Raw genomic sequence first — 14,189 nt, forward strand, 5'->3', positions numbered from 1 at the left:
GGTAGACAGCAAAAAGGCCCGCGTGGGGCCTTCGACACTGAGTGCAACACCCCGTTAGCCGCCTGGAGCAGGCGGCTAACGGGGCAATCGGCCGCTAATCAGTAACCAACGGTGAAACGCTGACGGCGATGAGCCGGTTTTTCCACTTCATCGAGCAGGGCGATGGCGTAGTCGGCAAAGCTGATCCAGCTGCGGCCTTCGGCGCTCACCAAGAGATCGTCCTGGCCCAGGCGGAAGTGCCCGGTACGTTCACCTTCGACGAACTCCGCCGATGGCGAAAGGAAGGTCCAGTCCAGATCCTGCTCCTTGCGCAAGGTGTCCAGGTACACGCCACCGGCGCTGGCCTCGGCCTTGTACTCCTCCGGGAAGCCCGGGCTGTCGATGACCTTGCCGCCGCCGGGCAACAGCAGCGAACCGGCACCGCCGACCACCAGCAGACGCTTGACCCCGGCCTTTTTCACCGGATCGATGATGGCATTGGCCGGGATGGTGGAAAAATGCGCGGCACTGATCACCACGTCGTGACCGGCCACCGCCGCCTGCAACGCAGCACTGTCGGCCACATCCACTTCGCGGGTGACCACGCCGGCACGCTGGCCGATCTTCGCTGTGCTACGGGCGATGGCGGTGACGCTGTGACCGCGACGCAGGGCTTCTTCCAGCAGTTGGCTACCGGCACGGCCGGTGGCGCCAATGATTGCGATGTTGCTCATGATGTGTCTCCAGTTGGCTAAGAGAGTACAGAGGCATCCGCCTCCACAGGGGAGCGGGTCAAACCGGTGTCACCACTTCATTTCGCCCTTGGCGACCTTGGCGCTCAGCTCCAGGGAGCTGTCTTCGCCCAGGTCCGGGTAACGCTTCTTCATGGCCGCGATCAGTGCGGCAGAATCCTTGGCCTTGGCTGTCTCTTCATCGAAGGCTTTGATGTAGTCCGCGGTGAAGTGCACCGGGGCCAGGGTACGGGCGCTGTCACCCAGGAAGTGCCCGGGGATCACGGTCTTGGGTTGCAGGCCCTCGATGGTCTTCAGGGTGCTCAGCCAGTCGGTATGGGACTGTGGCGTCTGGGTATCGGCCATCCACACGTGGATGTTTTCCGCGACCACCACGCCACCGACCACCGCCTTGATCGACGGAATCCAGACAAAACTGCGGTCCGGCTGCTTGCCGTCCAGGCCGATGACTTCGAGCTTCTGCCCTTCCAGGGTCAGGCTGTGGCCCTTGAGCACACCGGGCACGATGGTCTTGGCCGGCACGTCAGCGCCCATTTTCGGGCCCCAGAACGCCAGCTTGCCGTCCACCGTGGCCTTGATGTGATCCACGGTCGGCTGCGAAGCCACGACCTTGGCGTCGGGGAAGGCGGCGGTCAGGGTGTCGAGGCCGAAGTAGTAGTCCGGGTCACCGTGGCTGATGTAGATGGTGGTCAGGTGCTTGCCGCTGGCGCGAATCTTTTCCACCAGTTGCTGGGCCTGGGACTTGCCGAACTGGGCGTCCACCAGGATGGCGTCCTTCTTGCCGCTGACCAGCACCGAGGTCACCGGGAAGATGGCATTGGCGCCCGGGTTGTAGACATCCAGTTGCAGGCTGGGCTCGGCGGCTGCGGCATGGGCGGCAAAACCCAGGGTGGCGGTGGCCAGCAGCAGGCGTTTGAGTGAGGTGAATCCGATCATGAAGGCAGCTCCGGCATCGATTGACAGGTGAGAAGTGGAGCAAGCTTAGTTGCCAGTCTCGTTACAAAAAATGCGATGCTTGAACATAGTTTGTTTCTGAAAGCGGGCAAATCATGGATCGTCTCCAAGCAATGCGGGTATTCGTCACCGTCGTCGACCTGGGCAGCCAATCGGCCGCCGCCGACCACCTGGACCTGTCGCGACCGGTGGTTTCACGCTATCTGGCGGAGTTGGAGGACTGGGTCGGCGCGCGGTTGATGCACCGCACCACGCGCAAGCTGAGTCTGACCGCCGCCGGCGGCGAGATCCTGCCCCGCTGTCGACAGATGCTGGAGTTGTCCAACGACATGCAGGCGGCGGTCGGCGAACCTGATGACGCGCCCCGCGGGCTGCTGCGCATCAGCGTCAGTACCTCGTTCGGCCAATCGCAACTGGCCGATGCCATGGCCGACTACGTCAAACGCTATCCGGGCGTGAGCATCGACCTGCAGATGCTCGATCGCACGGTGAACCTGGTGGATGAGCGCATCGACCTGGCCATCCGTACCAGCAACGACCTGGATCCGAACCTGATCGCCCGCCGCCTGACCGTCTGCCGCTCGGTGATCTGCGCGTCCCCGGCCTATCTGCGCGAACACCCGGCACCGCAACGGGTGGAAGAGCTGAGCCGGCACAACTGCCTGACCCACTCCTACTTCGGCAAGAGCCTGTGGCATTTCGAACAGGACGGCGAGCAGGTGTCAGTACCGGTACAGGGCAACATCAGCGCCAACGAAGCCAGCACCCTGCTGCGCGCCACCGTGGCCGGCGCCGGTATCGCCATGCTCCCCAGCTACCAGGCCGGGGAGTACATCAAGCGCGCAGAGCTGGTGCGCCTGCTGCCCCATGCCGAACCGCGCAAGATGAACATGTACGCGGTCTACGCCTCACGCAAGCACATGCCCGCCACCCTACGCAGCATGCTGGACTTCCTGGTCCTCAGATTCCCCCAGGAACCGCTCTGGGACGTGGGGCTCTAGCCATACGATCGAACCGCTGAATACCTCGCCAATCAGACCGGCCAGCGGTCTGGCAAGCAACGGCAACTGACCTATGCTCATAACAGTACCCCCTCAAATGACGGGGGTATTGGTTCAGAGGTTTTAGCCATGAACGTCAAGACAAGAAGGTACCTGGCCATCTTCATGACCTGCACCGTGACCCTGGCGCTTTACGGTACCGCGGCTTATCGCGTCGAGCAGGCCCGCATGCAGCCGCGCAACTACGCCAGCTGCAACCTGGAACGCTGCATCCCCCACAACGCCACCCTGAACGCCCTCAGGTGAGTGACGACGCCACGCCGTCTCCGGCCTGATCGGCCTTGAGCCGGTCGCGGAACACCTTGGGCGAGATGCCTTCGCGGCGCCGGAACAGCCGGGTGAAGTTGGTGGGGTCGGAAAACCCCAGCTCATCGGAGATCTCGTAGATGGTCATCCCGGTGTAGGTCAGCAGGCGCTTGGCTTCCAGCAACTGGCGCTGGTGGATGATCTGCAGCGCCGGTTGCCCGGCCAGCTCACGACAGGTGCCATTGAGGTGCGACACCGAGATACCGAGTTTCTGCGCCAGATCCTCGACCTTCAGATGCTCGCGGTAATGGGCCTCGACCAACTGAATGAAGCCATTGAAATATTCCCGGGCGCGCTGCGGACGCTGGCTGGCACTGCTGCACTGCAGAGCCCGGCGCCCGATCCAGACCACGATCGTGCTCACCAGCGCATGCATGAGCATTTCCCGGGCAGGTTGCTGTCCCTGGTATTCATTCTGCAGGGCGGCGAACTGCCCGTTCAGGTATTGCGTATCCTCCCCGGCCGGATAGCTGCCCGACTTCGCCAGGGCAGTTGCCGAGGCTCCCAACTGAGCTTGCAAGTGGCTGACCAGCGGCGCTGCCAGAGTCACGACAAAGCCTTCGATGTCTTCGGAAAAACGAAAGCCGTGCACCGACAGCGGTGGCAACACCTGGACCAGCGGCTCGTCCAGCAGCCTGTGCTGCCCTTCGACCTGCAACTGCGCCTGCCCGCGACTGATAAACAGCAACTGGCAGAGGTCGGCGTGTCGATGGGGTTTTATTTCCCAATGGTGCTCGCGGCTGCGCTGGCTGATGGGTTCGCAATGAAGCAGGTCCGGGGTCGGCCAGCCCAGGCTTTCGCCATAGAGTTTGAACACGGGAATGGGCGCAAGGGCAGGCTTGTTCATCACTACAGTCCAGGCCTCAGAGTATCGGGGGGACATTTGCACCGATCGGCGAAATGCTCGGGTAACCGCCAGGTTCCACCGGTCAATTGACAGGTTCACCCAGGAAAAATGCAAGCACCGCAAACACAAATGAACATTCGTACAGTCAAGGTTCAGGCTGCCGGTACAGGGCCGACACTATACAGAATGCGTCCCATTACCCGGCATCAGCAAGTGCCACAAAGCTTTTCCGGAACGCGGCAGACGAGATGGTCTGGCGCGACACCCCGAGTTGAAAAACCTGCATGAAAATCTCCCGGCACCAGGCTGGCGGAGCTATCCGATAGCTCCCTATCGAGTACACTGGCGCCTAACCCCGCCGGCCTTGCCGCACCGGGTCAATTACCGCCCGCAGGTTCTTTCGTGACTCACCTCCAACAACCCGTCCCGACCAAACCGGCCATCCGCAGCGTGCTGATCGCCCTGATGCTGGCGATCTTTCTCGGCGCCCTGGACCAGACCATCGTCGCTGTCTCCATGCCGGCCATTTCCGCCCAGTTCAAGGATGTCAGCCTGCTGGCCTGGGTCATCTCCGGCTACATGGTGGCAATGACCGTGGCCGTGCCGATCTACGGCAAGCTCGGCGATCTCTATGGCCGGCGACGGCTGATGCTGTTCGGCATGGGCCTGTTCACCCTGGCGTCGCTGTTCTGCGGCCTGGCACAGAACATGGAGCAACTGGTGCTGGCGCGGATAGTCCAGGGCATCGGTGCCGGCGGCATGATCTCGGTGAGTCAGGCGATCATCGGCGACATAGTCCCGCCCCGGGAGCGCGGTCGCTACCAAGGCTACTTCAGCAGCATGTACGCGGTGGCCAGTGTCGCCGGCCCGGTGCTGGGCGGCTACATGACCGAGTTTCTCTCATGGCGCTGGGTGTTTCTGATCAACCTGCCCCTGGGCCTGGGCGCCTGGTGGGTGGCCCATCGCACCCTGGTAGGGTTGCCGGTGCCCCAGCGCAAACCGATCATCGACTACCTCGGCACCGTGCTGCTGATCATCGGCCTGAGCGCCCTGCTGCTGGGCATCACGCAGGTGGGCCAGGGCCATTCCTGGCGCAGTGCCGACGTGCTCGACCTGCTGGCCATCGCCGTCATCGTCCTGGCCCTGTTCGTCTGGCATGAACGACGGGCCCGGGAACCCCTGCTGCCGATGCACCTGTTCGCCAACCGCAACGCGCTGCTGTGCTGGTGCACGATCTTCTTCACCAGCTTCCAGGCCATCTCGCTGATCGTGCTGATGCCGCTGCGCTTTCAGAGCATCACCGGGGCCGGGGCCGACAGCGCCGCCCTGCACCTGCTGCCCCTGGCCATGGGCCTGCCCATGGGCGCCTACTGCGCCGGCCGCCTGACCTCGGTGACCGGACGCTATAAACCCATGATCCTCAGTGGCGCGCTGCTGATGCCGCTGGCGATTCTCGGCATGGCCCTGGTGCCGCCCCAAGCGCTGCTGCCGAGCGGCCTGTGCATGTTGCTCTGCGGAATCGCCAGCGGCATGCAGTTCCCCACCTCCCTGGTGGGCAGCCAGAACTCGGTGGAGCAGCGGGACATCGGCGTCGCCACCAGCACCACCAACCTGTTTCGCGCCCTGGGCGGTGCGGTGGGGGTGGCGCTGATGTCGGCGCTGCTGCTGGCCTTGCTGCAGGATTCCAGCCTGGCCCATTTAAGCGGCGCCGGGCTGATGGGCGAAGGCCAATCCGGCAACGCGCTGCTGGACGGCCTGAATGCCGCCCCCGGTCCCGCGCGGGAGGCCTTGCGCAACGAACTGTTGCTGACCTTCCGTCATCTGCTGCTGGTCAGTGCCGGGGTTTCCCTGCTGGGTCTGGCGGCGGCCATCGCCATGCCCAACCGGCTGTTGCGCGGGCGTGAAGACAAGGCCTGAGGGACCACCCGCCGCCAGCCGCCGGACCAGGGCGGCCAGCGGCCCGCAACCGGGAGTCAGGGGCTGTAGTAGCCCACCGCAACCAGCACCCGGCCCACCTTGCGCAGATAGGCGTGCTTGTCCTCGACCTTGCCGGTCACCGGATTCTTCCAGCGGTACTGGTATTCCCCCTGGTCCTGGCGAGCCATGAGCGCCAGGATCGGTTCCCCCACCGGCTTGCCCTCGGGATCCCTGATCTTGGCGAAATCGGTGTTGAGCAGCCGCAGGTTGGTGCCGTGGGCCAGATAGCGCCGGCTGTCGAGGTCCACCACGAACACATACAGATCGTCTTCGAGAAACCCGCCCCGCAGATCATTGATGGCTTTGAGGGTGCCGGCGCGGTCGCGCTCCAAGGCCGTGGCCGCCCGTTCCAGCAAGGCCTTGGCCTGGTCGGCCGAGGCCCGTGGCAGGTAATACCCCACTGCCAGGATGCGCTCGCCGATACGCTGGAAATACACATGCTTGCGCTCGATCTTGCCGTCGGCCCAGTTCTGCCAGCGGTATTCGGCCTGCTGGATGCCATTGGCCTCGGGAGTCTTCAGCGCGTCCTTGAACGCCTTGCGCAGGTCCGGCCCCAGTACCTCGGAGACATCACGGCCAATCAGCGCCGACGAAGGACCGCCACTGGCCAGCATCACGCCCCGGGTATCGACCACGAACACATAACGATCGCGATCGACGAACTCGCCTTGATGACTGAACGCCGCGAACGCCTTGTCACCCTGGTCGTGGTAATAACGCAGGGCCTTTTCCAGCAAGGCGCGGGCCGCCACCGAATCATCGGCAGCCGGTACCGCCGCCTGCAGCGACCCCATGCAGAGCCACAGCAGCCATCCCAGCCAGGTCGTTTTCTTCACTCGCCTCATCGCTCGCTCCTCGTTCCCGTTGGCGTGTGAAGAGCGTAGACGGCGGCAGGATATGGTCGAGTATTCAGCAAACCCTGGCTGGCCCTCCCCCGCCACCACAGGCGGGGGGCTGAGCCTTCAAGGACGGTTGTTGATCTGCTGCTGCAGGTTCTGGATCTGGCTTTGCAGGGTATTGATGTTGCGGGTGACCTGACCACGGAAGGCATCGAACTCGGCAGTGCTGGCGCCGTTCTGCGCGGCGGCGGGACGATTGTCCTGTTCGCTCTTGAGCACCACCAGTTCCTGTTCCAGGCGCTCGATTGCGGCGCTCGGGTTGCCCTGTTTTTTCAGCGCGGCCAGATCGGCGTTCAGACTCTTGAGCTGGGCATCGAGCTTGCCGGCATCGCTCTGGGCGCCCTTGAGGCTCGCCAGCTCAGCACTCAGGGCTTTGACCTGGGCCTGCAACTGGCTGTTGGCCGCCTGCTGTTCGCTGGTCTGGGCACTCATCTGCGCCAGGCGCTTGTCCAGGTCGGTGGCCTGGCCCGCCACGCCCTGCTGCTGTCGGCTCTGGTCCTGCAAGCGGCTTTCCAACTGTTTGATCTGCAGCTTCAACGCTTCGCTGTCGGTGGTGACATTGGTCTGGCTGGCCACCACCTTGCCGGAAATGTCCTGCAAGCGTCCGGCCGCCTCTTCGCTGATCCTGGCGAAGCTTTCCTGGGTCGCCACCAGCTGCTGCTCCATCAGCGAGATCTGCTGAAAGCTCCACCAGGCCAGACCGATGAAGGCAAAGAACAGCGCACCGACCAGTGCCCACAAAGGACCGGTGCTGGGCCCCTTGACCTTGACCACCGGGGTGCTGCGCGAATGCACGGTGGTGCGTTCGCGGGCAGCGTGGGTGGTGGGGAAGACATCGTCGTCGAGGGGATCGGCGCGCAGACTTGGAACGTCATCGAAGTCATCGTGTGCATCGTTACGCATGGGGCAACCTTTATGGACCGCGGTGATGGCTGAGTGCGGCGAGTATAAACCGCTAATCAGCCCGGCCAATGGACCGGACCGGGCAAGCGGGGTTCAGTCTTTGATTTCAGCTTATGTCCTGAGCCTTCCACCAGGTACAGAACTCATCCAGGGCGCTCCACAGACTGACCTTGGGCTCATACCCCAGGTAATGCCGGGCGCGACTGATGTCCAGGGTGAAGTTCTTGTCCATGACCTGCATGCCCAGGCGCGACAGCGTCGGCTCCGGGCGTCCGGGCCAGAGCTTGCAGAACCCCTCGTTGAGCGCCGCGACGCTGTAGGCCAGGCCAAAGGAGCGATAGCGGGTGACTTGCGGCACCTGCATCTGGCGCATCACGTAGTTGACCACGTCCCACAGCGGCACCGGTGCGCCGTTGCTGATGTTGTAGACCTTGCCCAGGGCCGAGCCGCCGACCTGCAGGCTGCTGAACAGGGCCTCGTTGAGGTTGTGCACACTGGTGAAGTCGACCTTGTTCAGGCCATTGCCGACTATGGCCAGGCGGCCTTTGCGCTGCATCTTCAACAGCCGCGGAAAGATGCTCATGTCGCCGGCGCCAGTGACGAAGCGCGGGCGCAACGCAATCACCTCCAGGCCGAACTCCTGGGCGCCGAAGACCTTCTGTTCGGCCAGGAACTTGGTGGCCGCATACGGGTGCTTGAAGCGCTTGGGCACCTGCTCCTCGGTCAGCCCCAGATGATCGCGACCATCAAAATAGACCGATGGCGAAGACAGGTGCACCAGGCGTTGCACCCGCTGTTTGAGGCAGGCTTCGACCACGTTCTCGGTGACCAGCACATTGCCCAGATGGAAGTCCTGATAGCGCCCCCACAGGCCCACGGCACCGGCGCAATGCACCACGGTATCCACGTCGCGGCACAGCTCGCGGACCAGATCGGCGTCGCTCAGGTCGCCCGGGATGAACTCCGCGCCGCGGCGCACCAGATGCTCCACCGCTTCGGCACGCCGGCCATTGACCCGCACTTCCAGGCCCTGCTCAAGGGCAAAGCGAGCAAAGCGCCCGCCGATGAAGCCGCTTGCGCCGGTAACCAGAATCTTCATGAAATATTCCTAAGAAAAGCAGTGACGAACCACAGAAAAGCAGGGACAAACCACGAGCGACAAGCTGCAAGTGCACAGCCGCGGATTGACTGTCGCTTGACGCTCATGGCTGCTCCCAGGGCACCAACCATTGTGCAGATAGACGAGCCAGGTGCTCGGTCAACAACCCGAGCAACTGCCCACCATTGCGCCAATGATGCCAGTACAACGGCACATCGATGGGTTTATCCGGCAAAAGCTCCACCAGCGAACCGCGCTGCAATTGCTCGCGAACCTGCAGCTCGGGCACCAGTCCCCAGCCCAGGCCGGCTTCGGTGAGGCGGATGAAGCCTTCGGATGACGGGCACAGATGATGCTCGAAACCGCCGTTGACGCCCAGGGAGGCGAGGTAACGATGCTGCAGGAAGTCATCGGGACCGAACACCAGCGCCGGGGTCCGGGCCAGTTGCTCGGCACGCACGCCCTGGGGGAAGTGCCGCGCGACAAATGCCGGGCTGGCCAGGGCCCGGTAGCGCATGGCCCCCAGCAGCAGGCTGCGGGCCCCCGCCACTGGACGCTCGCTGGCGCAGACACAGGCGGCCACTTCCCCGGCCCGCATGCGCTTGAGGCCCACGGTCTGGTCCTCCACCACCAGGTCCAGCAGCAGGCGATGCTCGGCGCAGAAGTCCCCCACGGCCTGGGCCCACCAGGTGGCCAGGCTGTCGGCATTGAGGGCGATGCGCAAGCGCTCCGGCAGCCCTTCTTCATCCAGGGCTGGCACCAGGCTTTGCAGGTCCCGCTCCAACAGACGCACTTGTTGCACATGGTTGAGCAGGCGCCGGCCGATTTCCGTGGGCGCCGGCGGTGTCGCCCGCACCAGCACCGGCTGCCCGACCCGGGCCTCCAGCAGTTTGATGCGCTGGGAAATCGCCGACTGCGACAACCCCAGCACCTGGGCCGCCCGTTCGAAGCCTGCCTGTTCGATCACCGCAGCCAGGGCGGAAAGCAGCTTGTAGTCGAACATCAGTTTTCCTAATGAGTGATCAGCAATATTGGTTTTTCTTATACGGCATGCAACCGGAAAATAGCCAGCCTAAAGCCTCGGTAATACCTCTTCGTTAAAGGATTCTGTTCATGGCCGGTGAAACTTCCCTCACAACCCTGCTGCGCAGCATGAGCCCGCAACTCAACGACGGCGAATACGTGTTCTGTTCCCTCGCTGACCACAGCCTGCTGCAGGGCGTCGAGGTGCTGGGCAGTTTTCGCGAACAGGAAGGCCTGACGGTGATCATCCAGCGGCAGGAAGCCGAACGCCTGGGGCTGGTCTTCGATTACGTCGCGGCCTGGATCACCCTCAATGTGCATTCGGCACTCCAGGCGGTCGGCCTGACGGCCGCCTTTGCCGGCGCGCTGGGCCGGGCCGGGATCAGTTGCAACGTGATCGCCGGCTACTACCACGATCACCTGTTTGTCGGTCAGGCAGATGCCCAGCGGGCCATGCAGGTCCTGCAGCAACTGGCCGCCGGCGAGGAGCAGTGAACATGTGGCAAAGCTATGTGAACGGCCTGTTGGTGGCCGCCGGCCTGATCATGGCCATCGGTACGCAAAACGCTTTCGTCCTGGCCCAGAGTCTGCGCCGTGAGCACCACCTGCCGGTGGCGGCACTGTGCGTCACCTGCGATGCCCTGCTGGTGGCCGCCGGAGTATTCGGCCTGGCCACCGTGCTCGCCCAGAGTCCGATGCTGCTGGCCGTGGCGCGCTGGGGCGGGGCGGCGTTCCTGATCTGGTATGGAGCCCAGGCGCTGCGCCGGGCCTGCTCCAGGCAAAGCCTGCAACAGGGCGAAGGCCAGACCGTGCGCTCCCTGCGGGCGGTGATGCTCAGCGCCCTGGCGGTGACCCTGCTCAACCCTCACGTGTACCTGGACACCGTGCTGCTGATCGGCTCGCTGGGGGCTCAGCAGACCGAACCGGGCGCCTATGTGGTCGGCGCTGCGAGTGCTTCGCTGTTGTGGTTCTTCACCCTGGCCCTGGGGGCCGCCTGGCTGGCTCCCTGGCTCGCCCGACCGAGCACCTGGAGGATTCTCGACCTGCTGGTGGCGGTGATGATGTTCAGCGTGGCGTTGCAGCTGATCAGCGCTGCGTGACTTATTCCAAAAGGCTCTGGAACCTCTATCCCACACAGTTGTTGCGTGGTTAAGCCGCACCCCCGGTGCTATGATCCGATCCCTGCGCCGCAAAGAGTACAAACTCCCCGGCGCATGTCCGGCCGCCCGTGATCGGCCTTGCGCTCACCGCAACTGACCTGATTAGGAGAATCATCATGGCTTTCGAATTGCCGCCGCTGCCCTATGCACACGACGCCCTGCAGCCGCACATTTCCAAGGAAACCCTGGAATACCACCACGACAAGCACCACAACACCTATGTCGTGAACCTGAACAACCTGGTGCCAGGCACCGAGTTCGAAGGCAAGACTCTGGAAGAGATCGTCAAAACCTCTTCGGGCGGCATCTTCAACAACGCAGCCCAGGTCTGGAACCACACTTTCTACTGGAACTGCCTGGCGCCAAACGCCGGCGGCCAACCTACCGGCGCACTGGCCGAAGCCATCAACGCGGCATTCGGTTCGTTCGACAAGTTCAAAGAAGAATTCACCAAGACTTCGGTTGGCACCTTCGGTTCCGGCTGGGGCTGGCTGGTGAAGAAGGCTGACGGTTCCCTGGCCCTGGCCAGCACCATCGGCGCCGGCAACCCGCTGACCAGCGGCGACACCCCGCTGCTGACCTGCGACGTCTGGGAACACGCCTACTACATCGACTACCGCAACGTTCGTCCTAAGTACGTCGAGGCGTTCTGGAACCTGGTCAACTGGAAATTCGTGGCTGAGCAGTTCGAAGGCAAGAACTTCGTCGCTTAAGTCCGTTTGCAGTGCAAAAAACCCGGCCTGGCCGGGTTTTTTTTGCCTTGGACAAAGCTGGCATCTTGTCCCGCCCAGCCGAGGCGCTAAGATTCATCTGATGTAAAAAACAACGCCGCCCCTCAAGTTGCAAGGCGTCGCTACCGACACACTATCCACAGCTAGAGCAATCCTGAATCTGATCACCCGGGCCTGGCCCGCAGACGTCCCGTTTTCGGCGCTGATGTCACTTTGACGGCTATCACGGGATTGCCAATACTCACGGCAACTTGACGCTACACACACGGAACAAGGAATAGCCCTTTGAAGCTGGAACTCAAAAACAGCTTGTCGGTGAAGTTGCTCCGGGTTGTGCTGCTGTCGGCACTCATCGTCGGCGTGGTTCTGAGCTGCGCCCAGATCGTCTTCGACGCCTACAAGACCCGGCAGGCGGTCGCGAACGATGCCCAGCGCATTCTCGACATGTTTCGCGACCCATCGACACAGGCCGTCTACAGCCTGGATCGGGAAATGGGCATGCAAGTCATTGAAGGCCTGTTCCAGGATGACGCGGTGCGCATGGCGTCCATCGGCCACCCCAACGAAACCATGCTGGCGGAGAAATCCCGCGAGCTGCAGCATTCCCCCAGTCGCTGGCTCACGGACCTGATCCTTGGCCAGGAACGCACCTTCACCACCCAACTGGTTGGCCGCGGGCCCTACAGCGAGTATTACGGCGACCTGAGCATTACCCTCGACACCGCCACCTATGGCCAGGATTTCATCATCAGCTCGGTGATCATCTTTGTCTCAGGGGTCCTGCGCGCCCTGGCCATGGGCCTGGTGCTGTACCTGGTCTATCACTGCCTGTTGACCAAGCCGTTGTCACGGATCATCGAGCACCTGACCAACATCAACCCCGACCGCCCCAGTGAACACCAGTTGCCCCTGCTCAAGGGCCACGAAAAGAACGAACTGGGGATCTGGATCAACACCGCCAACCAGTTGCTGGCCTCCATCGAGCGCAACACCCATTTGCGCCACGAGGCGGAAAACAGCCTGCTGCGCATGTCCCAATACGACTTCCTCACCGGCCTGCCCAATCGCCAGCAACTGCAACAGCAGCTGGACAAGATCCTGGTAGACGCCGGCCGCCTGCAACGCAGGGTCGCCGTGCTGTGTGTCGGTCTGGACGACTTCAAGGGCATCAACGAACAGTTCAGTTACCAGACCGGTGACCAGTTGCTGCTGGCCCTGGCCGACCGCCTGCGTGGCCACAGCGGCCGTCTCGGTGCCCTGGCGCGTTTGGGCGGCGACCAGTTCGCCCTGGTCCAGGCCGATATCGAACAGCCCTACGAAGCGGCGGAACTGGCGCAAAGCATCCTCGACGACCTGGAAGCCACCTTTGCTCTCGATCATCAGGAAATCCGCCTGCGCGCCACCATCGGCATCACCCTGTTCCCGGAAGACGGCGACAGCACGGAAAAACTCCTGCAGAAAGCCGAACAGACCATGACCCTGGCCAAAAGCCGCTCACGCAACCGTTATCAGTTCTACATCGCCAGCGTCGACAGCGAGATGCGCCGGCGCCGGGAACTGGAAAAAGACCTGCGCGAAGCCCTGATCCGGGAACAGTTCTTCCTCGTCTATCAACCGCAGATCAGCTATCGCGACCATCGGGTAGTGGGGGTCGAGGCCCTGATCCGCTGGCAGCACCCCGAGCACGGCATGGTGCCGCCGGACCTGTTCATCCCCCTGGCGGAACAGAACGGCACCATCATCGCCATCGGTGAATGGGTACTGGACCAGGCCTGTCGCCAACTGCGGGAATGGCACGACATGGGGTTCACCGACCTGCGCATGGCGGTCAACCTGTCCACGGTGCAACTGCACCACGCCGAACTGCCACGGGTGGTCAACAACCTGCTGCAGATCTACCGCCTGCCGCCCCGCAGCCTGGAACTGGAAGTTACCGAAACCGGCCTGATGGAAGACATCAGCACCGCCGCCCAGCACCTGCTGAGCCTGCGCCGCTCCGGGGCGCTGATCGCCATCGACGACTTCGGCACCGGCTATTCGTCCCTGAGCTACCTGAAAAGCCTGCCCCTGGACAAGATCAAGATCGACAAGAGCTTCGTGCAGGACCTGCTGGATGACGACGACGATGCCACCATCGTGCGCGCCATCATCCAACTGGGCAAAAGCCTGGGCATGCAAGTGATTGCCGAGGGCGTGGAAACCGCCGAACAGGAGGCCTACATCATCTCCGAAGGCTGTCATGAAGGTCAGGGCTACCACTACAGCAAACCCCTGCCGGCCCGGGAGCTGAGTGCCTACCTGAAACAGGCGCAGCGCAGTAACGCGGCCATCCTCTGAACCGGGCATTGCGCCGGTCCCCCCGGCTGACGCAATCCTGCGCTGAATAAGAAATATTTACAGGCACGACCCTTTACACATAATGCAAATCTTTCGCATTATGTCGCAGTTTTGCGCGCCCCACGCGCCGTCCATTCCCCCTCTCGAAGCAGGATGTTCGC

The 14,189-nt window shown here is 63.0% G+C and carries 14 protein-coding genes; 7 read left to right on the forward strand and 7 right to left on the reverse strand.

The genetic code is table 11. The features are described 5' to 3' along the window. Nucleotides 1–98 precede the first annotated feature (98 nt). Complete coding sequence (locus tag POS17_RS23615) at nt 99–713, reverse strand: NAD(P)-dependent oxidoreductase (protein WP_060840766.1); 615 nt, start codon at nt 711–713, stop codon at nt 99–101. A gap of 69 nt (nt 714–782) precedes the next feature. Next, entirely contained in the window at nt 783–1,667 is an 885-nt protein-coding gene (locus POS17_RS23620; protein ID WP_060840767.1) for an MBL fold metallo-hydrolase, read from the reverse strand. Nucleotides 1,668–1,780: 113 nt separating this feature from the next. Between POS17_RS23620 and POS17_RS23625 the strand changes: the two genes are divergently transcribed. Together POS17_RS23625 and POS17_RS32220 are read left to right on the forward strand one after the other, a co-directional pair. Beyond that, nucleotides 1,781–2,686, forward strand: coding sequence for a LysR family transcriptional regulator (locus POS17_RS23625; RefSeq protein ID WP_060840768.1), 906 nt, complete (start codon nt 1,781–1,783; stop codon nt 2,684–2,686). 129 nt (nt 2,687–2,815) lie between these two features. Next, entirely contained in the window at nt 2,816–2,992 is a 177-nt protein-coding gene (locus tag POS17_RS32220; RefSeq protein ID WP_016968420.1) for a hypothetical protein, read from the forward strand. Here the strand turns inward: POS17_RS32220 and POS17_RS23630 are convergent. Next, complete coding sequence (locus POS17_RS23630; RefSeq protein WP_060840769.1) at nt 2,985–3,899, reverse strand: helix-turn-helix domain-containing protein; 915 nt, start codon at nt 3,897–3,899, stop codon at nt 2,985–2,987. The genes POS17_RS32220 and POS17_RS23630 overlap by 8 nt on opposite strands. Before the next feature lie 402 nt (nt 3,900–4,301). On the opposite strand from POS17_RS23630, the gene POS17_RS23635 reads away from it, so the two are divergent. Continuing rightward, the gene (locus tag POS17_RS23635; protein ID WP_060840770.1) at nt 4,302–5,816 is read left to right on the forward strand and encodes an MDR family MFS transporter; all 1,515 of its coding nucleotides are present in this window, start codon (nt 4,302–4,304) and stop codon (nt 5,814–5,816) included. Nucleotides 5,817–5,872: 56 nt separating this feature from the next. Here POS17_RS23635 and POS17_RS23640 read toward each other — a convergent pair whose 3' ends face one another. The 4 genes from POS17_RS23640 to POS17_RS23655 all read right to left on the reverse strand — a co-directional run bounded on the left by POS17_RS23640 (nt 5,873) and on the right by POS17_RS23655 (nt 9,780). Next, nucleotides 5,873–6,721 (reverse strand): cache domain-containing protein, encoded by an 849-nt coding sequence (locus POS17_RS23640; RefSeq protein ID WP_060840771.1) that lies wholly within the window; start codon nt 6,719–6,721, stop codon nt 5,873–5,875. Nucleotides 6,722–6,838: 117 nt separating this feature from the next. Beyond that, nucleotides 6,839–7,678: an ATPase gene (locus tag POS17_RS23645; protein ID WP_060840772.1), complete on the reverse strand. Its 840-nt coding sequence runs from the start codon at nt 7,676–7,678 to the stop codon at nt 6,839–6,841. 106 nt (nt 7,679–7,784) lie between these two features. After that, on the reverse strand, nt 7,785–8,777 hold the full coding sequence (locus POS17_RS23650) for an NAD-dependent epimerase/dehydratase family protein (protein ID WP_060840773.1): 993 nt from the start codon (nt 8,775–8,777) through the stop codon (nt 7,785–7,787). A gap of 103 nt (nt 8,778–8,880) precedes the next feature. Continuing rightward, nucleotides 8,881–9,780, reverse strand: a complete 900-nt coding sequence (locus POS17_RS23655) for a LysR family transcriptional regulator ArgP (RefSeq protein ID WP_060840774.1) — start codon at nt 9,778–9,780, stop codon at nt 8,881–8,883. A gap of 110 nt (nt 9,781–9,890) precedes the next feature. On the opposite strand from POS17_RS23655, the gene POS17_RS23660 reads away from it, so the two are divergent. The 4 genes from POS17_RS23660 to POS17_RS23675 all read left to right on the forward strand — a co-directional run bounded on the left by POS17_RS23660 (nt 9,891) and on the right by POS17_RS23675 (nt 14,028). Then, nucleotides 9,891–10,295: an ACT domain-containing protein gene (locus POS17_RS23660; RefSeq protein ID WP_060840775.1), complete on the forward strand. Its 405-nt coding sequence runs from the start codon at nt 9,891–9,893 to the stop codon at nt 10,293–10,295. Between the two features lie 2 nt (nt 10,296–10,297). Continuing rightward, complete coding sequence (locus POS17_RS23665; protein WP_060840776.1) at nt 10,298–10,900, forward strand: LysE/ArgO family amino acid transporter; 603 nt, start codon at nt 10,298–10,300, stop codon at nt 10,898–10,900. 176 nt (nt 10,901–11,076) lie between these two features. After that, nucleotides 11,077–11,673: a superoxide dismutase gene (locus tag POS17_RS23670; protein ID WP_011063080.1), complete on the forward strand. Its 597-nt coding sequence runs from the start codon at nt 11,077–11,079 to the stop codon at nt 11,671–11,673. Nucleotides 11,674–11,976: 303 nt separating this feature from the next. Further along, on the forward strand, nt 11,977–14,028 hold the full coding sequence (locus POS17_RS23675) for a putative bifunctional diguanylate cyclase/phosphodiesterase (protein WP_060840777.1): 2,052 nt from the start codon (nt 11,977–11,979) through the stop codon (nt 14,026–14,028). The last annotated feature ends 161 nt before the right edge of the window (nt 14,029–14,189 follow it).

Origin of the sequence: Pseudomonas sp. Os17, from assembly GCF_001547895.1 — a bacterium.
In the GTDB taxonomy this organism is placed as follows: Bacteria; Pseudomonadota; Gammaproteobacteria; order Pseudomonadales; family Pseudomonadaceae; genus Aquipseudomonas.